A 21651-nucleotide genomic window follows, 5' to 3' on the forward strand; every position below is an offset into this window, starting at 1 on the left:
GGAAGAACCCGTTCAGTCCCGGGATCGATGGAACTCCCGCCACGTGTCCCAGATGGCCGGGACCGTCCCGGTGCCGTACGAGCGTTCCGGCCAGTTGGCCGGCGGCAGCCCCGCGGGGTTCGCGCCGACGTTCGCGCCGTACCAGAGGTCGTGTCGGCGGCGGGCGAAGTACCACGTGCCGTCCCGCCGTTCGTACCCGTCGCGGTACAGGATCGCCTGGTGCAGCCAGCGCGACCCCTCCTGGATCTCGCCCTTGCAGTACACGTGTCCCGTCGCGTGATCCGCGTCGACCAGGTCGATCACATGCGTGCCGACGTTGAGGATCGTCACCCCGAGCGGGGCCAGCTGCGCCGCGAACGACTCGCGCAGCGCCGCGCGTCCGGTCAGCTCGCGGGTGACCCGCACGTCCGGCACGAACAACCCGCACAGCGCGTCCAGGGCCCGGCTGTCCAGGGCCAGCGCGTACCGCGCGGCGAGTTGGCGGATCTGCTCATAGGCCAACAGGCGTTGTACGTCGTCCATGTCCGACACCCTGTCAGGTGCCCAGGCGGCGGACCTCCTGCGGGTTGTACACGACCTCCACGTACGACCAGCGGCCCTCGCGGGCGTAGTGCAGCACCAGGTTGACGTCCAGGCCGCCGGTCGGCCCCTCGGCCCGCAGCACGGTCGAGACGCGGTTGCCGTCGACGATCCGCAGCCGGACGTCGTAGCGCTTGAAGGGCGAACGCTTGACGCCGTCCTGGATCCACGCGCTCAGCGCGTGCCGGCCCTCCACGAACCCGCTCACGTGGTCGCGCACCCGCACCTCGTCGGTGAAGACCGCCGCGACCGGCGCCCACTCGCCGCCGGCCGCCGCCTCGGCGAGCCGGGACGCGAAGTCGCCGAAGGCGCGCTCGATCTCCTCGCGCGGGGCCGCGCCCGGCAGCGGTTCGGGCGCCCAGCCGATGATGCCGCGCAGCTCGGGCCCGGCCGCGACCGCCGCGTCGCCGCCCGCCGCGTGCCAGCGCGCGGTCATCGCGTCGGCGTCGTCGCCGTTGCGAAATTCGCCCACCGTCTCGAAGCGGTCGCCGTCGCCGACCCGGCGCAGGATCTCCGTTCCGGGCAGCGTGTACCGGGCGGTGCCGCCGGTCGGGTCCGGCAGGTTGTGCCACACGTAGCGGCACACCAGATCGCCGTCGATCATCGTCCACTCGGTGAAACGTCCCGCGCACGCCTCCCCGTCGCCGCCCCCGCCCCGGGCCGCCCGCGCGAGTGCCGCCACCACCTCGTCCCGACTGCCGCCCACCGTGCCTCCCCGCGTTGTCCCGGCGAGCGGGGGCGCACGGAGAGATCCGGGCGCTGTCTGCCACCTCCGGTGCGCGTGATCCTGCCCGCGCGCCGGTCCGAAGTCCAGACCCCATGGGACCACCGAAACGGAACCGTCGCCGGCTGGTATACGTATTACCGATCGCAACAAGCCAGACGGGCTGCGCGCGCACGACGAACATGAAACGGAGGGGACGCGAGTGATCCGGTACAGGGTCCGGGTGGACTTCTACCAGGACGTCCCGCCGGACCGTCCTCCGACGGGGTACGTGGGCTCGTTGCTCTCGGGCGACTTCGCGGGACCGGCACTGCCGCGGGGCGGCGACTCGATCTCGGCCATCCCGCTGGGCGGTGCGCACATAGGGCCGTGGACCGGCGGACCGTACATGATGGTCCACCGGGTCGAGCACCACCCGGTCCCCGTGGACGGCGAGGGCCACATAGTGGAGTGGTGGGAGCAGTATCCCCAGCCCTCCGTGCACGTGGTCGTCAACGCCGAGTGGCCGGACACCGAGGAGTCCGAGCACGAGTTGATGAACCTGTACGAGGAGCAGAGCTGGAGTTCGTTCCCGGCAGGACCGGAGAACCCGTTCCTGCCGGTGGCTGCGGCGCCTGACTTCTAGGCTTTCGCCCGATTTTCGGCGGCACCCCGTCGCGTGGCGCGACGGGCTACTTCTTCGGTTTCGTGTAGCCCGTCGTGTCCACCGACGCCAGGATCTTCTTGAGATCGCCGTCGTACTCCCGGGACAGACCGGCCGTCGAGAACGAGATCATCGATTCCGGCAGCCACCACACCTGCGGCTGGAACGCGTCCCCGCTCGCGCAGGTCACCACGTACTTGAGGTAGTCGTAGGTCAGGTCGCCCTTCTCGACACCCGGCTTGCTGGTGGTCTTCGGACTGTTCTTGCTGGTGGGTGTCTCCTTGTCCGCGGGCTTGGTGACGCACGTCGGCTTCGCGCCGAGCGTCCAGCCCGCGGGGTCCTTGAAGTCCACCTTGCGCTCGGCGGTCTTGCCGACCCAGATCCGCAACCCCGCGCGCTCGCACGTGGTGCGTTGCTCGGCCGGCGTCTTGGCCGGGAGCAGGCATACCTCGGTGTCGCTGACCTGCTTGCTCTCCCAGTCGGCGGGCACCGCGAACTTCACGCCATTGACATTCTGGGTGAAACCACCGGGCTTGCCGCTGAGTTGCGGCGGCGTGTTCGTCGTCTTCTTCGTCTCGGGGTCGGCCTTGTCGTCCTTGCCGCGCAGCACGAACACCGCGCCGGCGGCGATCGCGAGCACCGCCAGGGTGGCGCCGATGATGATCGCGGGGCGCTTGCGGTTCGAACCGCCGCCGGTGTGCTGCCGCGCCGCGGCGCGGCCGGTCGGCGGCGGGGTGTGTCCGCCGTGGGTCGCCGGGGGCGGAGTGTGTCCGCCGTGCGTCGCCGGGGGCGGGGTGAACGAACCACTGGCCGGCGGTTGTTGATGGTGGGTCGCGTACGGCTGGGCGGCGGTGCCGTACTGGCCCGACTGCTGCGGGGGGACGCCGTACGCGCCCGAGGTCGGGGTGTCGCGGTACAGCGGCGGCTGCTGGGGGGACGCGCCGTACGGGTCGTGCGACGGCTGACCGTAGGTCGCCGGCGGCGGAGTCTGCGGCGGCACCACCGGCGCGCCGAAGGCCGCGGTGCCGCCCGAGCGCGCGGGACCGCGCGGAGCCTCGTACACGCGCGGCGGCGGGGTCTGCGGCGCCTGCTGCGGCGGCGGGGTCTGTTGGACCTGCCACGCGCCACCGGACGCCGGCGTCGTCCACAACTGCCCGATCAGCGACGTCGCGTCCGCGACCGGGTCGAGCGAGGGCGCCGCGGCGTTGCCGAGCGCGCCACGCCACACGTGGGTGACGGAGGCCAGCAACTCGCGTGCGTGCGGCCGGTAGTGCGGCTCCTTGTCGGCGGCGCGCTTGACGATCAGGCGCAGCGCGTCCGGCACCCCGGACAGGTCGGCCTCGTCCTGCAGCACGCGCAGCGCGACCACCTCGGGCGCGCCGGTGCCGAACGGGATCACGCCCGTCGAGGCGTAGGTGACGAGCATCGCCCACGCGTAGACGTCGGCCGCCGGCGTGCTGTCGTGGCCCTTGAAGCGTTCGGGGCTCATCCAGGCGGGGGAGCCGATCATCATGCCGGTGCGGGTCAGTCCGGCGTCCTCCATCGAGCGCGCGATGCCCAGGTCGAGCACGCGCGGTCCGGCGGGCGAGCAGATGATGTTCTGCGGTTTGAGGTCGCGGTGCACGACGTCGGCGTCGTGGATCGCGACGAGCGCCTCGGCGAGCCCGGCCGCGAGGCCGAGGAGTTCGTCGTCGCGCATCGGTCCGCCCTGGTTCACCCGTACGTCCAGGGTCGGGCCCGGGACGTACTCGGTGGCGAACCACGGTGTCTCGGCGTCGACATCGGCATCGAGCACCGGTGTCGTACACGTGCCCTTGATCGCGCGCAGCACGTTGACCTCGCGCGTGAACCGGGCCCGGAACTCGGGGTCGTCGGCGTACTGCGCGTGCACCACCTTCACGGCCACACGGCGTTCGTAGCCGTCCAGGCCCGCGTACACCGCGCCCATTCCGCCCGCGCCGAGCCTGCCGGTGATCCGGTACGGTCCGATGTTCTGCGGATCGCCCGGACGCAACGAACGTATCTCGGCGCCGCCCTCGGCCGTCATGGACGTGCCTCCCGTGTTGGTTCGCCGGCCCGCGGCTGCGGCCGTACCGGGATGGAATCCTCTCATCCGGTGGTGTGACCTCCCCAGGGCACCGGCTGGTTCCCCGTTCGGGGGAAAAGGCTCGCCTTACCCATGGGGGTCCGTGATAGTCCATCGGTTGCGTCACGCACGGCAACGTGCCGAGCACGATGGTTCATTGCAAGTCTTCCAGGCAACGCTTCCACGACCGAAGGGCCGCACGTGAAGATCGTCGTCGACTTCGACAAGTGCAAGAGCAACGCCCTCTGTATGGCCGAGGCACCCGAGGTGTTCGAGGTCCGGGATGACAATTTCCTGTACATCCTGAACGAGAACCCCCGTGACGAGATGCGGCCGGAGCTGGAGGAGGCGGCCCGGGTCTGTCCGACCCGCGCCATCTCGATCCAGGAGTAACGCCGTTGGACCGAGGCCGTTGGACCGAAGCCCTTGGCCTGGGGCCGCTGGTCTGGGGCCGTTGGTCGGGTCGGGTCAGGTCGGGTCTCCGGAACGCCCCGCGGAGGCCCGGCCCGACTGCCACCGCTCCCGCACGCCGCGCGCGCCCTGGACGACCGCCGTGGACGCGTTGCGGGTGGCCGACCAACCGCGCGCGAGCATTTTGACGTTGACCACGACGGTGCCGGCGGTTCGGTCGTGCCACGTGCGCCGCCGCGGGCCGAGCACGGCCAGCGGATCCAGGAAGCCGATCAGGCTCACCAGCGCGAACAAGCCGGCCAGGCCCCACTCGCGCAGTGCGATCTCGTACCACGTGAGCAGCACCGCGGCCCACGGCAGGACCACCGCCACCAGGGTGCGGCGTCCCGCGCGCCACGCGCCGACCGGCACCCGGCCGGGGACCGCCGCCGCCGGCGTGCCCGCCGGGACCACCTTCGCGCCGACCATGATCTTGCCGAACGTGCGGCCGTACCGGGCGTGCATGAACCAGTCGTAGAGCGTGGGCACCAGCAGGTGCGCGAGGATCAGCAGGAACAGCAGCGTCTTGGTGGTCCCCCACAGGCCGTCCACGGCCTCCAGCGGCGCGCGTTGGGCCTCCCCCGCCCGGCCGAACACCACGTCGAGGAACGCGTCGCGAACGACCTTGGTGGGCAGATCCGTGGCCTTGGCCTGGATGTAGTGATAGGCCAGGAACCACAGCGGCAGCACCAGCGCGGTGGTGAGCAGGTAGTCCGTGGTGCGCGCGACGAGCCGCATCGTCCGGGACGCGAGCGGGAGTTCGCCGGCGTCGCCCGGCTCGCCTTCCACTGGGCTCGGCTGCGCGGTCGGCGGGGCCTGATGCGGGATCAGAGTCGGTGCGGGCGCGGGCGGTTGGTGCCAGGACAGGTGCGGATCACCGTTGGCGGCTCGTGCGTCCCCGTACGGCGACCCTGGGCCCTGCGGGGGCTGAGGGAACGTCATGAACGGGACGGTATCGCGCAGATCGGTCCCGCCGTCGGGGTCCCCGACGAAAACCGTCAGCTCTTGAGCTCGCCCAGGATCACCTCGACCGTGGCCCTGCCGCGGTCGCCGGTGCGGAGCAGGTCGACCTCGACCCGGTCGCCCGGCTGCTTCGCGGCCAGCACCTCGGACAGCGTGCCGACGTCCGGCACCGCCTGGCCGTCGATCGCGGTGATCACGTCGCCCGACTGGATGCCCGCGGCCCCCGCGGCGCCGCCGTCCTGGACGGACGCCACGCCGACACCGGTGGCCTGCCCGTTCGGGCCGGACACGGTGCGCACGGTGACGCCGAGCGCGGCCTTGCCGGAGCTGACGACCCTGCCCTCCTTGATGATCTGATCGGTGATCGACTTGACCGTGTTGGACGGGATGGCGAAGCCGATGCCCGGGGCCGCGCTGTTGCCGGTCTCGGGGTCGGTCGCGGCGAGCGTGGGGATGCCGATCACCTGGCCGCCGAGGTCGACGAGCGCACCGCCGCTGTTGCCCGGGTTGATCGCGGCCGAGGTCTGGATCGCGCTGGAGATGGTGGCGCCCGGGGAGCCGTCGGTCTGCGGCTCGCTGACGGTGCGGCCGACGGCCGAGACGATGCCCTCGGTGACGCTGGAGTCGAGGCCGAGCGGGTTGCCCATGGCCATGATGATCTGGCCGACCTCGAGCTTGCTCGAATCGCCGAACCTGGCGGGCTTGAGGTCGCTGGGCGGAGCGTCGAGCCGGATCACCGCGAGGTCGTCCGGCGCGAAGGACGCCACGAGCTTGGCGGTGATCGGCTTGCTCACGTTCGGGAGGGTGACCTCGAACGTGGTGGCCTGGCCGACCACATGGGCGTTCGTGACGATGTTGCCCTGGTCGTCGTAGACGACGCCGGAGCCGAGCCCGCTCGCGGTGGTGATCTGCACGACCGAGGGCAGGACATCTCGGACGATCTGCCGGTATTGCGCATCGAGGTCGTTGACCGGAGCGTTGTTCGGCGTCGTGGCCGACGCGACGTTGCCGTTGCCGTTGTCCGTGGCGGTGTCCGAGCCCTTCTCCTTCGAGTCGCCGTCGCTGCACGCGCTCGCTCCACCCAGTGCGATCGCGGCGGCCGCGACCGCGACCGTGAGCCGTTGCCGCGTCGTCCCGCTCACGGTGTCTCCCTCGCGTCGTACATGTCGTCGGCGGTCCCGCGCGACAGCCCGGTTGCCGATCCCAGGGCGGGTCCCCCGAGCTTTCGACGCACTAACCACATAAAAGGACTTTTCACCGCCCCGCCGGCGCCGCGCCCCTTTCGCCATGTGCTTGTTCATGTCAAGTTGGCTCCGCGATCACGGAACGACGCCACAGAGCCGGAGAGAGTGGGCACCCGCATGCTGACGCTTCAGGAGATCTCGGACCGGATGGAGATCCAGGACCTGATGGTCCGCTACTCGCACGCGGTGGACACGGGCGACTGGGACGCCCTCGACACCGTCTTCACCGCCGACGCGCTGATCGACTACTCGGCGATGGGCGGTTCCAAGGGCGGCCTGAAGGAGACGAAGGAGTTCCTGGCGTCGGTGATGCCGGGCTTCGGCGCCTACCAGCACCTGATCTCGAACTCGTCGATCACGGTCGACGGCGACACCGCCACGGGCCGCACGATGTGCCACAACCCGATGGTCTTCAAGGGCGAGGACGACGAGACCCCGGGCCCGATGATGTTCTGCGGCCTCTGGTACCTCGACACCTTCACGCGCGTGGACGGCCAGTGGCGGATCGCGACCCGCAGCGAGGAGAAGTCGTACATGTACGTGGCGCCGACGGCGTAGGGCGGTCGTCCGGTCCGGTCCGCTCCCCGCCCCGGTGAAACGGCCCACGGAAGCGAGGTAGTTTCGGGGGATGATCCGCGAAGCCACCGCAGCCGACATCCCGGCCATCCACGCGCTCGTCCGCGAGCTCGCCGAGTACGAGAAGTGCCTGCACGAGGTCAAGTCCACCGAGGCCCAGTTGCACACCGCCTTGTTCGGCCCGACCCCGGCGGCCTTCGCGTTCATCGCCGAGGACGACACGAGCGGCGAGGTCGTCGGCTTCGCCCTGTGGTTCCTCAACTTCTCGACCTGGGAAGGCGTCCACGGCATCTACCTGGAGGACCTGTACGTCCGCCCCGAGGCCCGGGGCGGCGGCCACGGCAGCGCGCTGTTGAAGCGCCTGGCCCAGGTCTGCACCGAACGCGGCTACGCGAGGCTCCAGTGGGCCGTCCTGGACTGGAACGAACCCAGTATCGGCTTCTACGACTCCCTGGGCGCCACCCAGGAATCCGACTGGATCGGCTACCGCCTCACCGGCACCCCGTTGACCCGCCTGGCCGGCAACTGACCCACGCGGCCCTCGAAGGACCCCCGTGCCATCCGCACGGGGGTCCTTCGCGTCGACAGCTCGCGATCGGGGGCCGGTTCGCTCCAGGCCCGGCGCGCTACTTCTTCGGCGTCGCCGTCAATCCCGTGCACGGTCGCAGGGTGTCCCGGCGATCCAGGATCCGCTTCGACTCCGCGCCGGTCACCGGCATCGGCACGCCGCGGTTGTCGATCGAGGCCGGCGTGAACTTCTCGCCGACCACCTTGCCGTCCTTGATCCTGAGCGTCGCGACGCCGGTGTCGTTCGAGTTCGGGTACGGGGACGTGCCGTACCAGAGGAAGTTGCCGTATCCGTAGCCCACGTAGGTGTCGCCCAACCAACCCGCGCCCTGCATCACGTGCGCGTGCGTGCCCAGGATCGCGTCCGCGCCCGCGTCCGCGAGCTTGCGGGCCACGCTCTTCTGATCGGCGCTCGGGCACTTGTCGCCCTCTATGCCCCAGTGCATGTACACGACGATCACGTCGGCCTGCGCCTTCGCGTCGCGCACCGCCTTGACCAGCCGGTCGGTCTGCAACGCGGTGGCGATCCCGGGCTTGCCGGCGCCCGCGCGGTAGAGCTGGTTGGTGATGTCCTGGACCTGGCTCGCGGCCAGGAACGCGACCTTGACGCCCTTCACGTTCTTGATGAACGGGCGATACGCCCGCTCGGCGTCCTTACCGAGGCCGACCACGCCGATCGGCGCCTTCTCCAGCGCGGCGACCGAGTCCTCCAGCCCGACCTTGCCGTAGTCCACGGCGTGGTTGTTGGCCATGCTGACCACGTCCACGCCGACGGCCTGCAGTTCGTTCAGCGCCTTCGCCGGGGCCCGGAAGTGGTAGGTCTTGTTCTCCGGCGTACCGCGCTCGGTGATCGCGGACTCCAGGTTGACCATCGCCAGGTCCGCGTCCGCGAGGGTCTTGCCGATCGGGCCGAGCGCGCCCTCCGGGCCCGCGTTCAGGCGGGGCACGGTGCGCTCGAAGAAGTGCACGTCACCCGCGAACGCGACGCTGATCTCGGTGCCCGGCTCGGCCGTGGCGGGCGGTGCGGTCGTGCTCTGCGGACCGGCCGAAGCGGGGTCCCTGCCCACGACCGGGGTCGAGTCCGCGGCGTTCTTCGACGTCCCGTCCGAATCGCCGGAGTCGGACAACAACCCACACGAGGCGAGACCGGCGATCAGCAGCGGGGCGAGGCCGAGCGCGGTGGTCCGGCGGTGGGGTATATGCACGCGCACAAGGTAGCCCAGCCACGTACGCGTCCGTACGTCAGCGCGCGCGTGACGAGAATTACCTCACCCGACCGGCCCTTCGACGCAACCATTCGGCCCTCCCGCGGACGACCGACCGGCCCGTTCGGGCGCCGATCAGCCGTTGAGCGCCTCGTACACCCGGTCGCACAGCTCGGGATGCATGTCGAAGTAACCCTCGTCGTCGACCTCGAAGGCCCCGGTCCGGAAGCTCTCGGTCACCGTGCGCAGCATCAGCGGGATGGAGGCGTACACCATCGGGTCGTCCGCGCCCTGGACGAAGCTCGCGACCTGGACGTCCTCGCCGTCCCAGACCGCCGCGTAGAAGTCGGCCGCCGGCGACACGAGCAGCGGCAGCCACTCGACGCCCTCGGGCTGGTCCATCTCGATCTCCTCGCGGAACTCCAATGCCTCCGCGAGGCTCACCAGGACGTAGCCCGGTATGAACGATGCCTCGTCCACGAGCTGCTCGGGCTCCTCGCGGGTGCCGTCCGCCCAGCCGAACCACGAGACGATCTCCGCCGGTACCCCGTCACCCACCCGGGTGCGTACCGCTTCCGCCGGCAGCCCCGGCTCCAGCAGGGCCACCACGGGGCGGTCGAGGCCGGTCAGCTCCGCCCGCACGGCGTCGAGCCCTTCGTGAACGGCGTCCATGCCACGTCCCTTGCGTTGTTCGTATTCGCGTTCGGTGAGGGTGTTCGTATTCGGCGCGGTCCTTCCCGGCGGTACCGGGAGCGGTGCCGCGACCGAGGGATCAAGCCTGACAGACGTTCGACCGTTCGGCGCACCCCGCCTTGTTTCCGCGCTCGGCGGGTAGCCGCCAGGCAATCGTCCGCTCGACGAACGACCGGCGAAGGGAGTGGCCATGGACGCGTGGCTCGACCCGATCATGTCGTTCACGCAGTCCCCGTGGGCCTACCTGATCGTCGCGCTCACCGCGCTCCTGGACGCGATGCTGCCGATCCTGCCGAGCGAGAGCGCGCTGATCGCGTGCGGCGTGTTCGCGACCGTGGGCGGCTTCTCGCCCAACCTCTTCCTGCTGATCCTGGCCGGCGCGATCGGCGCCTTCGTCGGCGACAACCTCACCTACGCGATCGGCCGGTGGGCCGAGCCCTTCGCGAACCGGCACATGCTCAAAGGCGAGCGCGGCAAGCGGGCCAGGGAGCGGGCGGAGCGCTGGCTCACCGAGCGCGGTGGCGTGATGATCGTGGTCGGCCGCTACATCCCGGGCGGCCGAACCGCGGTCTCGCTGGTCGCGGGCATGGTCGAGTACCCGATCGCGCGGTTCCGGATGTTCACCGCGATCGCGGGCGTGACCTGGGCCACGTACGGCGTCCTGCTGGGGTTCTGGGGCGGGGCGGCGTTCAAGGACAGCCCGCTCAAGGGCATCGCCGCCGGGCTCGCGGCCGCTGCGGTGCTCACGCTCCTGGTCGAGCTGATCCGGCGGCTCGTGACGGCCCGGCGCAGGCCGGCCGACGCATCCCGCCCGCATCCCTGACCCACCGTCAAAAGCCGCGAGGCCACCGGGACTTCCCGGTGGCCTCGCAGGTGTTCAGGTGTTCAGCTACTCGCGTCCGCTTCGCGGTGCGGCGAGGTCAGTACGGGAGCGGCAGGATCGCGCTCGTCGGGAGGACCTCGACCTTGAGGTCCGGGTCCGGGCCGGCGCCCTGGAAGCGACCGTACTTCGGCACCGCGTTGCGGCGGTACTTGGTGGTCGAGTGCTCCGGGTCCTTGTCGAACTCGGGGATGACCTTGTCACCGAAGAGCTCGAGCATCTCGAGGTTCTCCTCGTGCGTCATGCCGTCGTTGACGCCGAAGACGAGCTGGTCACAGCCCACCTTCCGGTACGCCTGGACCTGCTCGCACACCTCGTCGGGGGTGCCGACGAGCATGTAGCCGCCCTTGATCAGGTCGTCGAGCAGTTCGTCGCCGCCGGCCGAGAGGTCGAACGTGGGCGACGGCCAGGTCACCGCGTCCGCCGACTTGGGCATGGTGTCGTGGTAGAGGTTCACCAGGGTGACCAGGTAGCCGCGGCCCTTGCTGAGCGCGATCTCGCGGGCGCGCTTGCGGTCGGACAGACAGATGACGGCGTTCGTCATCATGACGTTGTTGTTCTGGTAGTCGCCGATGATCTCGACCGGGTTCTCGGCGGCTTCCTTGTAGGCCTCGATCCGGCCCGCGAGGTTGTGGACCGGTTCGAAGTTGAACGCGATCGCGCCGATGCCCATCGAGCCGGCCTTGCCGAAGGTGGCCGGGTTGCCGCAGGCGACCCAGATCGGCGGGTGCGACTCGCCGTACGGCTTCGGGTGGATGTCGTGCGGGGTCGGCACGGTGAAGTGGTCGCCCTCGAACGTGTAGTCGGTCTGCGCCCACATCCGGGGGATCTCGCGAACGACCTCGTCCCACTCGGTCTTCGTCGAGTTCTTGTCCATGATGTTGAACGAGGCCATCTCGTGGCTGCCCGCACCGCGACCGGTGCCCCACTCGAAGCGGCCCTCGGTGATGTGGTCCATCATCGCGGCGCGCTCCGCGTAGCGGACCGGGTGCTCCTTGCGCGGCGACAGGCTGTTGATGCCGGTCGCCAGGTGGATCCGCTCGGTCTTCGCGGCGACGTAACCGATGGCGACCTCGGGGGCCGACATGTGGCTGTACTCGACCAGACCGTGGTGCTCGCCGAACCAGGCGTACTTCCAGTTGTGCTTGTCGGCCTTGATGGCCAATTCCATCTCGCGCATGAGCACGAGGTGCTCGCTCGCGCGATCGTGAGCGGCCGGACCGGGGGTGTACCCGTTCAGGAAGATGCCGAACTCCACGTGGAGCCTCCCAAAATCGCCTGGTTCAACGAGCGCTGCATACGCCTGTATGAGGTCTGTGTACGGGACAGTATGCGAGCGCCGGTCGGAACTTTGTTTACACGTGGCTAACGTCACGTCAGATGTCAGGCGCCGCCCGGGACATCGAGCTGACGCATAGTCAGATCCTCTCGCGACAAAGGCCGGAGATCCAGAGGACCGGCCACGAGGCCCCCGCCACACCCCTGATACGCGGGTCGATGCGCGGTCGATACGCGGTCGATACGCCATCGCCGAAACGGCTCGAAATCTCCCCGCGAACACAAACGATCCCGGAGTGGCCGGGCCGGCGGGAATCACCCGACGCCCATTACTCCGAGATCGTTTCCGGTGTCGAAACCGCGTCGCCGACGCGCCTCGCTCAGCCGACCCTCGTCCGCGCCAACAACAGCGTCACGTCGTCGCGGTGACCGGTCAGGTCGGCGAGCCCGAACAGCCGGCCCGCGGTCGCCTCCAGGTCGAGGCCGCGACTGCGCTCGAAGCGATGCGCGAGTCGTTCCATGCCCTGATCGAGCGACAGTTGCGGGCCCTCCACGAGACCGTCGGTGACCAGGCCGAGCGTCTCGCCGGGGGCCATGGTCAGCGTGGTGCACGGATACTCCTGATCCGCGAGCATCCCGAGCGGCAGACCGCCCTCGACGTCCTCGATCCGCGGCGTGCCGGCGGGATCCGCGAGCAGCAGCGGCGGGTGCGCGGCACGCGCGACCGACAGCCTGCCGCGGGCGGGATCGAGGTAGGTGAGTGTGCAGGTCGCGTGGGCCGGACCGGGGAAGCGGTCCAGGAAGTCGTTGACCAACGCGAGCGCGCGCCCCGGATCGGGCGTGACCACCGCGTACGCGTGCAGCAGGGTACGAATCCTGGCCATGATCGGCGCCGTCCCCGCGCCGTGCCCCTGTACGTCCCCGACCGCGAGCGCGACCTGTCCGTCGTCCAGCGTGAACACGTCGTACCAGTCGCCGCCCACGCCGAACTCGTCCTGCGCCGGGCGGTGCCGCACCGCGAGTTCCAGGCCCGCGACCGGCTCGGGGTGGGACGGCGAGACGCCCGCGCGGAACGCCTCGGCGAAGTCCCGGTACGGCGGCGGCGCCACCGGCTCGGTGCCCAGCGCGCGGGTGACCCGGCCGGCCACGTCCGGCGGCATCCCGCCCGCGGCCGAGGCGGCCGCGGCGTCGGCGTACCAGTCGGTGGTGATCGCCATCAGCGTGTGCGACTCCTCCTGCCACGCGTCCGTGCTGACCGTGAGGCTGCCGTCCTCGCCCTGGTACACGCGCCAGGCGGTCGCGGGGTCGTAACGGCTGTCGCGCGTCCCCGACGAAACCAGCAGCCGCCCGGGCCCCGCGTCGACTGTGACCATGCGCCGTGCCTCCTCGCGTCGGACCTCCTGCGCAGGGCCCAACGCGCGGCGGGACCGCGAGGCAACGGGCGTTGCGCCGAACACGCGAGGATCGCCCCGGGCCCGACCGACAGGGGCCGGACGCGATCACGGCGCGAGACACCCGACCGGCCGATCCGTCGACGACCCGTCGCCCACCGGCCGCCCGCCGGCCATCCGGGGCACATCCGGCCCACATCCGGCCCGGTTAGGGTGCCGGTCTCCACCGGTTGGCGACGCCGCCCGGGGTGGGCGACGGGGGTGCGCGCACATGGGCGATCCGACGACGAACCTGGTCCTGCGTCCGGCCCGGGCCCAGCTGTGGCTATGGGTGCCGTACCTGCTCGTGTTGACGGCGGTCTGCGGTCTGGTCCTGATGCTCGCGGAGAACCCCCTCGACTACGTCGTGGGTCTGGTGCCGCTGGTCCCGAGTTGGCTGCACGTGCTCGGCGTGCTGTCCGACCGGAGCGAGTTCGGGCCGGACGGCGTGCGTGATCGCCGGTTGTTCGAGCACCGATTCGTCCCGTGGACCGACATCCGTCGGGTGGCTCCCGCACGCGGCCCCGGCGGATCGCGGGTCGCCTTGACGGGCGCGGACGGGGCGGCGGCGCACATCCTCGCCGCCTCGCGAGGCGCGTTCCCCGGTGGCCGGACCCACATTCGGGACCACCTCGACCGAATCCGCGCCGTAGCCCCTGCCGGCGTACCGGTGGACCCCGTCGAGGCGGCCGACCGGCCCGGCGGGCGGCGGGTCGGCGGGCCGCTCGCCCGCGGGGGCCGCACCCTCGCGTGGATGCTCGCCCTGCTCGTCCCGCCGCTCGGCTTCCTCGCGGTCGCGGCGCCCCAGGACGCCCCGTGGTGGCCCGGCAACCCGGCGGAGGCGCGGCGACTGCCGGACCCGTGCGCGCTCACGCCGCCGCCGAGCGAACTCACCGGCGGCGAGCCGGCACGGGGACGCGAGGCGCGCTCGCGTCCGGCGCGCTGTGTGTGGTCGGGGCCGGTGATCGTGACCGTCGAGTACCGCCTGTACCGGTGGGAACGCGATCGACACGGCAGCGGCCGAGACCGCGCGCACGACGTGTTCCGGACCAGGACCCGACCCGCCGGCGGGCTGTGGACGCCGCTGCCGGCACTCGGCGACGAGGCCGCCGGCACCCGGTACGACACCATCGTGGTGCGCGGGGCCAACGTGCTCGTGGAGGTCACCGCCCTCGCCGGCCCCGGGATCGGCGAGGGTGTCGTGGAGAACGAGTTCCCGGACGGCGAGGGCGCGGAGGACCTGGCCGATCGCACCGCGCACCCGACGGGTCCGGCACCGCCGCCCGAGGTGGTGCGCGCCGCGGTCGAGCGGATCGCCCGGGAGGCCGTCGCCCGCATCGAGGTGGAGTGACGGCGCTCGGCAGCCGGCTTCGTACTCGGCGCTCGGCGCTCCGTGGCCGGCGGCCGGTGGCCGGCGCTCCGCGGCCGACGATCCGCGCCCGACGGGTGTCGGCGCCCCGATCTAGCCTGGAGGCATGTGTAGGAACATCACGACGCTGCGTGGGCTCGAACCCGTCGCCACCGACGTGGAGATCGAAGCCGCCGCCCGTCAATACGTCCGCAAGGTGGGCGGCGTGCAGTCCACGTCCGCCCGCACCGAGGAAGCCGTCGAACGAGCCGTGGCCGCGGTCGCCGAGGCGACCAGGGTCCTGCTCGCCGAACTGCCCGAGCGCCGCCAACCCCCGCCGACCCTGCCTCCGCTGCGCAGGCGCGAGGCCACCGCGCACGCCGCCTCCGAAGCCGGCTGAGCGCCGGGCGGCGCGTCCGCCGAGCAGCCGCGACAGCCGTACCCAAACCGCGCCGAACCCGCGCACAGACCACTTCGAGGGCCACTCCGGGGCCACTCGGATACGGCTGGGAAACGACTCGGAAAAGCCTTCGCCGATCGGCCCGGACACCTCGCTCGGACACCCGGTTGCCGACCTCCGCCGCGTTATGGTGGATGGCCCCCGCCGCCCCCTCCGAGGAGCCTCACACACCGTGTCTGACTCGTTCGTTCACCTGCATGTCCACACCGAATACTCGATGCTGGACGGAGCGGCGAAGAACGACAAGCTGTTCGCCGAGGTGGCCCGGCAGGGCATGCCGGCGGTCGCGATGTCGGACCACGGCAACATGTTCGGGGCGTACGAGTTCCAGCGCACGTCCAAGAAGCACGGCGTGAAGCCGATCATCGGGATCGAGGCGTACGTCGCGCCCAGCACGCGGCACGCGCGGCGCCCCGAGTTCTGGGCCCCCGGCGGCAAGCGCGCGCCGAGCGAGGACGGCGAGGGCGGCAAGGACGTCTCCGGTGGCGGCCGGTACACCCACATGACGATGTGGGCGGAGAACGCGCAGGGCCTGCGGAACCTGTTCCGGCTCTCCAGCCTGGCGTCCATGGAGGGCTACTACATGAAGCCCCGGATGGACCGCGAGCTGATCGCGGAGCACCACGAGGGCATCATCGCCACCACCGGCTGCCCGTCCGGCGAGGTGCAGACCCGGCTCCGGCTCGGCCAGTACGACGAGGCGGTCAAGGCCGCGGCGGCCTACCAGGACATCTTCGGCAAGGAGAACTACTTCCTGGAGCTGATGGACCACGGCCTCGACATCGAGCGCACGGTCCGCGAGGACCTGCTGCGGGTGGCCAAGGAGCTGGACATCCCGCTGCTGGCGACGAACGACTCGCACTACGTCACCGAGGACCAGGCCGACGCGCACGACTCGCTGCTGTGCGTGGGTGTGGGCAAGAACAAAGCCGACCCGAACCGCTTCCGGTTCGCGGGCACCGGCTACTACATCAAGACCTCCGACGAGATGCGCCGGCTGTTCGACGAGCTGCCGCAGGCGTGCGACAACACCCTGGCGATCGCCGAGCGGATCGGCGACTACGACGAGGTGTTCAACCACGTCGACCGGATGCCCCAGTTCGACGTGCCCGAGGGCGAGACGCAGGAGACCTACCTGCGCACGAAGATCGCCGAGGGCCTGAAGCGGCGGTTCGGCGACACCCCGAGCAAGGAGGTGCTGGACCGCATCGAGACCGAGATGCGCGTCATCGGCCCGATGGGGTTCGCCTCCTACTTCCTCGTGGTCGCCGACATCTGCCAGTACGCCCGCGACAACGGCATCCCGGTCGGCCCCGGCCGAGGCTCGGCGGCGGGCTCGATGGTGGCCTACCTCACCGGCATCACCGGGCTGAACCCGCTCGACTACGACCTGCTGTTCGAGCGCTTCCTCAACCCCGAGCGGATCAACCCGCCGGACGTCGACATCGACTTCGACGACCGCCAGCGCGACCAGATGGTGCGCTACGTCACCGAGAAGTACGGCTCGGCCTACACCGCACAGGTCAACACCTTCGGCACGATCAAGGCCAAGGCCGCGATCAAGGACTCCAGCCGGATCCTCGGTTTCCCGTTCGCCACCGGCGACCGGATCACCAAGGCGTACCCGCCGGACATCATGGGCAAGTCGATGCCCCTCGCGGGGATGTTCGACAAGGATCACGCCCGCTACACCGAGGCCGGCGAGATCCGCGCGCTGTACGAGTCCGACCCCGAAGTGAAGATGGTCGTCGACACCGCGCGCGGCATCGAGGGCCTCACCCGCGGCACCGGCGTGCACGCCGCCGCGGTCATCCTGTCCTCGACCCCGCTGATCGACTTGATCCCGCTGCACCGGCGGGACAAGGACGGCGTGATCATCACCGGCTTCGACTACCCGTCCTGTGAGGAGATGGGCCTGGTCAAGATGGACTTCCTGGGGCTGCGAAACCTGGGCATCATCGACCACGCCATCAAGATCATCAGGGCCAACCGGGGCGTCGACGTCGACATCGAGACGATCCCGCTGGACGACCCGGTCACGTTCGACCTGCTCTCCCGGGGCGACACTCTCGGCGTGTTCCAGCTCGATGGCGGGCCCATGCGCGCACTGCTCAAGCTGATGAAGCCGACCGAGTTCGAGGACATCTCCGCGGTCTCCGCGCTGTACCGGCCCGGCCCGATGGGCATGAACTCGCACATCAACTACGCGCTGCGCAAGAACGGCCAGCAGGAAATCGTGCCCATCCACCCGGAGTTGGAGGCACCGCTCACCGAAGTCCTGGGCCCCACCTACGGCCTGATCGTGTATCAGGAGCAGGTGCAGCGCGCCGCGCAGGTGTTGGCCGGTTACAACCTCGGCCAGGCCGACCTGCTCCGCCGTGCGATGGGCAAGAAGAAGAAGGAGGTCCTGGAACAGGAGTTCATCCCGTTCCAGGCGGGTTGCCGAGAGCGCGGCTACTCGGACGAGGCGATCCAGGCCGTCTGGGACGTCCTGGTGCCGTTCGCCGGCTACGCGTTCAACAAGTCGCACTCCGCGGCGTACGGGCTGGTGTCGTACCAAACGGCCTATCTGAAGGCGAACTTCCCCGCCGAGTACATGGCCGCGCTGCTCACCTCGGTGGGCGACGAAAAGGACAAGATGGGCATGTACCTGGCCGACGCCAGGTCGGCCGGCATCCGCGTCCTGTCCCCCGACGTCAACGAATCCGTCGCCGACTTCACCGCCGTCGGCTCGGACGTGCGGTTCGGCCTGCGGGCCATCCGCAACGTGGGCGACAACGTCATCAACGACATCGTCGAGGCGCGGACGAGCAAGGGGAAGTTCAACTCGTTCGCCGACTTCCTGACCAAGATCGGGCTGCCCGCGTGCAACAAGCGCGCGGTCGAATCGCTGGTCAAGGCCGGGTCGTTCGACGCGCTCGGGCACACCCGCCGGGCTCTGGTCGACGTACACGAGCAGGCACTCGACGCGGTCGTGGGCCTGAAGAAGCAGGAGGCCGCGGGCCAGTACGACCTGTTCGGCGGCGGCGACGAGGCCACCGAGGAACCGGCCGTCGGGCTCGACTTCACGCTCACCGACCAGGAGTGGCCGCGCAAGCTCAAGCTGGCCACCGAACGCGAGATGCTCGGCCTGTACGTGTCCGCGCACCCGCTCGACGGAGCCGAGCACATCCTGTCCCGACACCGCGACACCTCGATCGCCGAGCTGAAGAACTCGGGCCGGACCGAAGGCCAGATCCAGCTCGCCGGGCTCATCACCGGCATCCAGCGCAAGGTCAACAAGAGCGGTTCGCCCTGGGCGATGATCAACCTCGCCGACCACGACGGCGAGATCGAGGTGCTGTTCTTCCCGCAGTCCTACACGCTCGTCGCGCACGCACTGGAAGAGGACGTCGCGGTCAGCATCAAGGGCCGGCTCAACGAGCGCGACGGCGCGATCAGCATCTTCGGCTCGGAGCTGGTCCCGCTGGACATCGGCTCGGCCGAGCACGGCGGCAAGGCACCGGTGTGCCTGAAGCTGCCGACCACCAAGGTCACCCCGGCCCTGGTCGCCGACCTCAAGCGCACCCTGGCCTCACACCCGGGAGACGTCCCGGTCCACCTGGTCCTGGAGAGCGCCCGCATGCGCACCCGCTACAACCTGGACTTCCGCGTCAACCCGGAGGGCGGCCTCGCCGGCGAAATCAAATCCATGCTCGGCGCAGGCGTCTGGAGCATCTAACCCCCAAGCGCCGGCCGGCCACCTCCACCCCGTCCGGCGCTTGCGGACAACCCTTCCAAGCCCATCGGGCGCTCGAGAACAAAGCCCACCCAGCCCGTCCGGCGCTTGAGAACAAAGCCACCCCAGCCCGTCCGGCGCTTGAGGACAACCCTTCCAAGCCCGTCCGGCGTTTGAGGACAACCCTTCCAAGCCCGTCCGGCGCCTGAGGACAAAGCCACTCCAGCCCGTCCGGCGCCTGAGGACAAAGCCACCCCAGCCCGTCCGGCGTTTGAGGACAAGCTTTTCAAGCCCGTCCGGCGTTTGAGGACAACCCTTCCCAGCCCGTCCGGCGCCTGAGGACAAAGCCAACCCAGCCCGTCCGGGCGGCTTCGCGCCGAGTCACGCCCGCTCCCTGTCGTACGCCTCCCGGGCCACAAGCACCTGCTCCATGTGCCCCTCCAGATGCGCGATCAAATCGAGCAACTTGGCCGCAGTCCCCTGACCCATGACGGTGAGGCTGTACTCCACCCGCGGCGGAATCGCACTATGTACCTCGCGCCGCACAAACCCGTCCCGCTCCAGCGCCTGCAACGTCTGCGCCAGCATCTTCTCGCTGACGCCGTCGACCCGCCGCCGCAGCGCGTTGAACCGCATCGGCCCGTCGTAGAGGCCGCCCAGGACCAGCACGCCCCAGCGGCCGGTGATGTGCTCCATCGCCGCTCGGGACACGCACGCCTTCGCGAACACGTCGAACTCGAACTCCGCGGTCGGGTCCGGCCCGGTCACCGTGTCCATCGCTGCCTCCTTCGCCGGCTCCGGCTGCGTCTCCATGCCTTGAGACTACCTCCGAGTGAGCACTTTCAAAAGGGATGCACTCTCCCAACGCTTGCGCTTTCGAAAAGTTAGTGCAATCGTTTGGACAGCGACCGGACGACGGGTTCGGCGCGAAGGAGAGGAACGCGTCATGATCGTCGTCACCGGAGCCACCGGACAGTTCGGCCGCCTCGTCGTCGAGGCCCTGCTCCAGCGCGGCACGCCCGCGTCGGAGATCGTCGCCGCGGTGCGCACGCCGGCCAAGGCCGCCGACCTCGCGGCCCGCGGGGTACAGGTGCGCGAGGCCGACTACGAGCGGCCCGAGACCCTGGTGCCCGCCTTCACCGGTGCGGACAAGCTGCTCTTCGTGTCGTCCAACGGCCCCGAGGAGGCCCGGATCTCGCAGCACGGCGCCGCGGTCGCGGCCGCCGCCGAGGCGGGGGTCGGGCAGCTGATCTACACCTCGGTCTACGACGCGACGAACAGCCCCCTCGGCCTGGCCCGCGTGCACCGCGACACCGAGGCGAGGATCGCCGCGACCGGTCTCCCGAGCGTGCTGCTGCGCAACGGCTGGTACACCGAGAACTACACCGGCTCGCTGGCCGGCGCCGTCGAGCGCGGCGCGGTCGCCGGTGCGGCCGGCGAGGGCCGGATCGCGTCCGCCGCACGGGCCGACTACGCCGAGGCCGCGGCCGTCGTGCTGCTGAGCGACGACCAGGCGGGCAAGGTGTACGAGCTCACCGGCGACACCAACTGGAGCCTGGGCGAGCTGGCCGCCGAGGCCGCACGGCAGACCGGCAAGGACGTGGCCTTCGCCAACCTTCCGGCCGAGCAGTACACCGAGATCCTGGCCGGCGTGGGCCTCCCGGGCTTCCTCGTCGAGCTGCTCGTGGACGCCGACATCCAGGTCGCGGGCGGCGCGTTGGCCGGCATCACCGGCGACCTGTCGGGTCTGCTCGGCCGCCCGACCACGCCGCTCGCGGACACGGTCGCGATCACGCTGAAGGGCTGACGCGACGTCATGAGCGAAAGCGCCCCGGGTCGGCAGTCGATGCCGCCCGGGGCGCCTTCGCGTGTCCGGTCAGGCTCCCGCGACCGCGAACTCCTGGGCCAGGCGCCGTCCTTGGCCGATCAGCTCGTCCGTGGCCGCCTTGACGTCCTTCACGGTGTCGATGCCGCGCCAGTAGCCGTCGATCCGGTACGCGCGCATCCGGTCCCGCGCGGCCAGGTCGGGGAACGTGGTGTCCTCGTGGTCACCCTTGTCCGGCAACAGCGCCACGACCTCGGGCGCGACCGCGTACACACCGGAGTTGATCCAGTAGGGCAGCACGGGCGACTGGACGAAGCCGCGCACGCGGTCCCCGTCGTCGATGTCGACCACACCCCAGTTCGACCGGTAGGGCGAGAGCGCGATCGTGACCGCGGTCCGGGCGGCCTCGTGCCGGGCGATCAGGTCGCCGAGGTCGAAGTGCGTGATCACGTCGCCGTTGAGGGCGAGGAAGTCCGCCGCCGGGTCCGGCAATCGACGGGCCGCCAGCTTCATCCCGCCACCGCGGCCGAGCGGTTGCTCCTCGACCGCGTAGGTCGCCGCGAGACCGAACCGCGCACCGTCTCCGACGTAGTCGCGGATCATGTCGGCCCGGTATCCGACCGACAGCACGACGCGCTTCACCCCGTGCCCGGCCAGCCACAACAACTGGTGCCCCAGAATCGGCGCCCCCGCCACCGGCACCATCGCCTTCGGCGCGTCGTCGGTATACGGCCGCATCCGCGTCGCCTGCCCACCGGCCAGGATGACCGCCTGCTCGATCGCCACGCTTCGACTCCCTTTTCCCGCTTGCCCGCATCGGACCGATTCACAACGCTACGAGAACGTCGACCCGGTCCTGCCCATCCCCCCACCGCCGAACCCCTCGGAAGGTCCCGCGTGCGGGCTTGGTGCCGAGCCGTGCCGAGCCGTGCCGTGCCGTGCCGAGCACCGAGCCCGACCGAGCACCGGTGAGCGTTTCCGG

20 protein-coding genes are annotated in these 21651 nt (G+C 70.4%); 9 read left to right on the forward strand and 11 right to left on the reverse strand.

The features are described from left to right. Positions 1-12: 12 nt before the first annotated feature. Complete coding sequence (locus OG928_RS15590; RefSeq protein WP_406284072.1) at positions 13-522, reverse strand: nuclear transport factor 2 family protein; 510 nt, start codon at positions 520-522, stop codon at positions 13-15. A gap of 13 nt (positions 523-535) precedes the next feature. Then, positions 536-1285, reverse strand: a complete 750-nt coding sequence (locus OG928_RS15595) for a nuclear transport factor 2 family protein (protein ID WP_406284073.1) — start codon at positions 1283-1285, stop codon at positions 536-538. Between the two features lie 220 nt (positions 1286-1505). Here OG928_RS15595 and OG928_RS15600 point away from each other — a divergent pair, with 220 nt between their 5' ends. Continuing rightward, positions 1506-1928 (forward strand): hypothetical protein, encoded by a 423-nt coding sequence (locus tag OG928_RS15600; RefSeq protein ID WP_406284075.1) that lies wholly within the window; start codon positions 1506-1508, stop codon positions 1926-1928. A 46-nt stretch (positions 1929-1974) separates the two neighbouring features. Here OG928_RS15600 and OG928_RS15605 read toward each other — a convergent pair whose 3' ends face one another. Continuing rightward, complete coding sequence (locus tag OG928_RS15605; RefSeq protein WP_406284077.1) at positions 1975-3993, reverse strand: serine/threonine protein kinase; 2019 nt, start codon at positions 3991-3993, stop codon at positions 1975-1977. Positions 3994-4233: 240 nt separating this feature from the next. Here OG928_RS15605 and OG928_RS15610 point away from each other — a divergent pair, with 240 nt between their 5' ends. Continuing rightward, positions 4234-4425, forward strand: a complete 192-nt coding sequence (locus tag OG928_RS15610) for a ferredoxin (RefSeq protein ID WP_406284079.1) — start codon at positions 4234-4236, stop codon at positions 4423-4425. A 75-nt stretch (positions 4426-4500) separates the two neighbouring features. Here OG928_RS15610 and OG928_RS15615 read toward each other — a convergent pair whose 3' ends face one another. Continuing rightward, positions 4501-5424, reverse strand: a complete 924-nt coding sequence (locus OG928_RS15615; protein WP_406284081.1) for an RDD family protein — start codon at positions 5422-5424, stop codon at positions 4501-4503. Between the two features lie 56 nt (positions 5425-5480). Further along, positions 5481-6587, reverse strand: a complete 1107-nt coding sequence (locus tag OG928_RS15620) for a S1C family serine protease (RefSeq protein ID WP_406284083.1) — start codon at positions 6585-6587, stop codon at positions 5481-5483. A gap of 219 nt (positions 6588-6806) precedes the next feature. On the opposite strand from OG928_RS15620, the gene OG928_RS15625 reads away from it, so the two are divergent. Together OG928_RS15625 and OG928_RS15630 are read left to right on the forward strand one after the other, a co-directional pair. After that, on the forward strand, positions 6807-7247 hold the full coding sequence (locus OG928_RS15625) for a nuclear transport factor 2 family protein (protein ID WP_406284085.1): 441 nt from the start codon (positions 6807-6809) through the stop codon (positions 7245-7247). A 70-nt stretch (positions 7248-7317) separates the two neighbouring features. Continuing rightward, entirely contained in the window at positions 7318-7794 is a 477-nt protein-coding gene (locus OG928_RS15630) for a GNAT family N-acetyltransferase (RefSeq protein WP_406284087.1), read from the forward strand. 97 nt (positions 7795-7891) lie between these two features. Here OG928_RS15630 and OG928_RS15635 read toward each other — a convergent pair whose 3' ends face one another. Further along, a complete protein-coding gene (locus tag OG928_RS15635) occupies positions 7892-9037 on the reverse strand; it encodes a CapA family protein (RefSeq protein WP_406284089.1) in 1146 nt (381 codons plus the stop codon). A gap of 135 nt (positions 9038-9172) precedes the next feature. Then, positions 9173-9709, reverse strand: a complete 537-nt coding sequence (locus tag OG928_RS15640; RefSeq protein WP_406284091.1) for a hypothetical protein — start codon at positions 9707-9709, stop codon at positions 9173-9175. Positions 9710-9920: 211 nt separating this feature from the next. Between OG928_RS15640 and OG928_RS15645 the strand changes: the two genes are divergently transcribed. Next, positions 9921-10553: a DedA family protein gene (locus OG928_RS15645; RefSeq protein ID WP_406284093.1), complete on the forward strand. Its 633-nt coding sequence runs from the start codon at positions 9921-9923 to the stop codon at positions 10551-10553. Positions 10554-10650: 97 nt separating this feature from the next. On the opposite strand, the gene OG928_RS15650 is transcribed toward OG928_RS15645, so the two are convergent. Beyond that, a complete protein-coding gene (locus OG928_RS15650) occupies positions 10651-11868 on the reverse strand; it encodes an LLM class flavin-dependent oxidoreductase (protein ID WP_406284095.1) in 1218 nt (405 codons plus the stop codon). A 400-nt stretch (positions 11869-12268) separates the two neighbouring features. Then, positions 12269-13261 (reverse strand): PP2C family protein-serine/threonine phosphatase, encoded by a 993-nt coding sequence (locus tag OG928_RS15655; protein ID WP_406284096.1) that lies wholly within the window; start codon positions 13259-13261, stop codon positions 12269-12271. A gap of 289 nt (positions 13262-13550) precedes the next feature. On the opposite strand from OG928_RS15655, the gene OG928_RS15660 reads away from it, so the two are divergent. The 3 genes from OG928_RS15660 (at position 13551) to dnaE (ending at position 18847) form a co-directional block, all read left to right on the forward strand. Continuing rightward, positions 13551-14669 (forward strand): hypothetical protein, encoded by a 1119-nt coding sequence (locus OG928_RS15660; RefSeq protein ID WP_406284097.1) that lies wholly within the window; start codon positions 13551-13553, stop codon positions 14667-14669. Between the two features lie 124 nt (positions 14670-14793). Further along, the gene (locus OG928_RS15665; protein WP_406284099.1) at positions 14794-15066 is read left to right on the forward strand and encodes a DUF2277 family protein; all 273 of its coding nucleotides are present in this window, start codon (positions 14794-14796) and stop codon (positions 15064-15066) included. A 232-nt stretch (positions 15067-15298) separates the two neighbouring features. After that, a complete protein-coding gene (gene dnaE / locus OG928_RS15670) occupies positions 15299-18847 on the forward strand; it encodes a DNA polymerase III subunit alpha (RefSeq protein ID WP_406284100.1) in 3549 nt (1182 codons plus the stop codon). A gap of 378 nt (positions 18848-19225) precedes the next feature. Here the strand turns inward: dnaE and OG928_RS15675 are convergent, their stop codons facing one another. Continuing rightward, positions 19226-19657, reverse strand: a complete 432-nt coding sequence (locus OG928_RS15675; protein ID WP_406284102.1) for a winged helix-turn-helix transcriptional regulator — start codon at positions 19655-19657, stop codon at positions 19226-19228. A gap of 133 nt (positions 19658-19790) precedes the next feature. On the opposite strand from OG928_RS15675, the gene OG928_RS15680 reads away from it, so the two are divergent. Then, a complete protein-coding gene (locus OG928_RS15680) occupies positions 19791-20651 on the forward strand; it encodes an NAD(P)H-binding protein (RefSeq protein WP_406284104.1) in 861 nt (286 codons plus the stop codon). Between the two features lie 69 nt (positions 20652-20720). On the opposite strand, the gene OG928_RS15685 is transcribed toward OG928_RS15680, so the two are convergent. Continuing rightward, positions 20721-21455 carry an NDP-sugar synthase gene (locus OG928_RS15685; RefSeq protein ID WP_406284106.1) on the reverse strand — a complete coding sequence of 245 codons (735 nt, stop codon included), beginning with the start codon at positions 21453-21455 and terminating at the stop codon, positions 20721-20723. Positions 21456-21651: the final 196 nt, after the last annotated feature.

The sequence above is a fragment of the Embleya sp. NBC_00896 genome, assembly GCF_045207785.1.
Classification (GTDB): domain Bacteria; phylum Actinomycetota; class Actinomycetes; order Streptomycetales; family Streptomycetaceae; genus Embleya.

Bases quoted from the DNA above. Each gene is read 5' to 3' on its own strand.
- OG928_RS15590 (WP_406284072.1), bottom strand. From the start codon at position 522: ATGGACGACGTACAACGCCTGTTGGCCTATGAGCAGATCCGCCAACTC.
- OG928_RS15605 (WP_406284077.1), bottom strand. From the start codon at position 3,993: ATGACGGCCGAGGGCGGCGCCGAGATACGTTCGTTGCGTCCGGGCGAT.
- OG928_RS15615 (WP_406284081.1), bottom strand. From the start codon at position 5,424: ATGACGTTCCCTCAGCCCCCGCAGGGCCCAGGGTCGCCGTACGGGGAC.
- OG928_RS15625 (WP_406284085.1), top strand. From the start codon at position 6,807: ATGCTGACGCTTCAGGAGATCTCGGACCGGATGGAGATCCAGGACCTG.
- OG928_RS15630 (WP_406284087.1), top strand. From the start codon at position 7,318: ATGATCCGCGAAGCCACCGCAGCCGACATCCCGGCCATCCACGCGCTC.
- OG928_RS15640 (WP_406284091.1), bottom strand. From the start codon at position 9,709: ATGGACGCCGTTCACGAAGGGCTCGACGCCGTGCGGGCGGAGCTGACC.
- OG928_RS15645 (WP_406284093.1), top strand. From the start codon at position 9,921: ATGGACGCGTGGCTCGACCCGATCATGTCGTTCACGCAGTCCCCGTGG.
- OG928_RS15655 (WP_406284096.1), bottom strand. From the start codon at position 13,261: ATGGTCACAGTCGACGCGGGGCCCGGGCGGCTGCTGGTTTCGTCGGGG.
- OG928_RS15660 (WP_406284097.1), top strand. From the start codon at position 13,551: ATGGGCGATCCGACGACGAACCTGGTCCTGCGTCCGGCCCGGGCCCAG.
- OG928_RS15665 (WP_406284099.1), top strand. From the start codon at position 14,794: ATGTGTAGGAACATCACGACGCTGCGTGGGCTCGAACCCGTCGCCACC.
- OG928_RS15675 (WP_406284102.1), bottom strand. From the start codon at position 19,657: ATGGAGACGCAGCCGGAGCCGGCGAAGGAGGCAGCGATGGACACGGTG.
- OG928_RS15680 (WP_406284104.1), top strand. From the start codon at position 19,791: ATGATCGTCGTCACCGGAGCCACCGGACAGTTCGGCCGCCTCGTCGTC.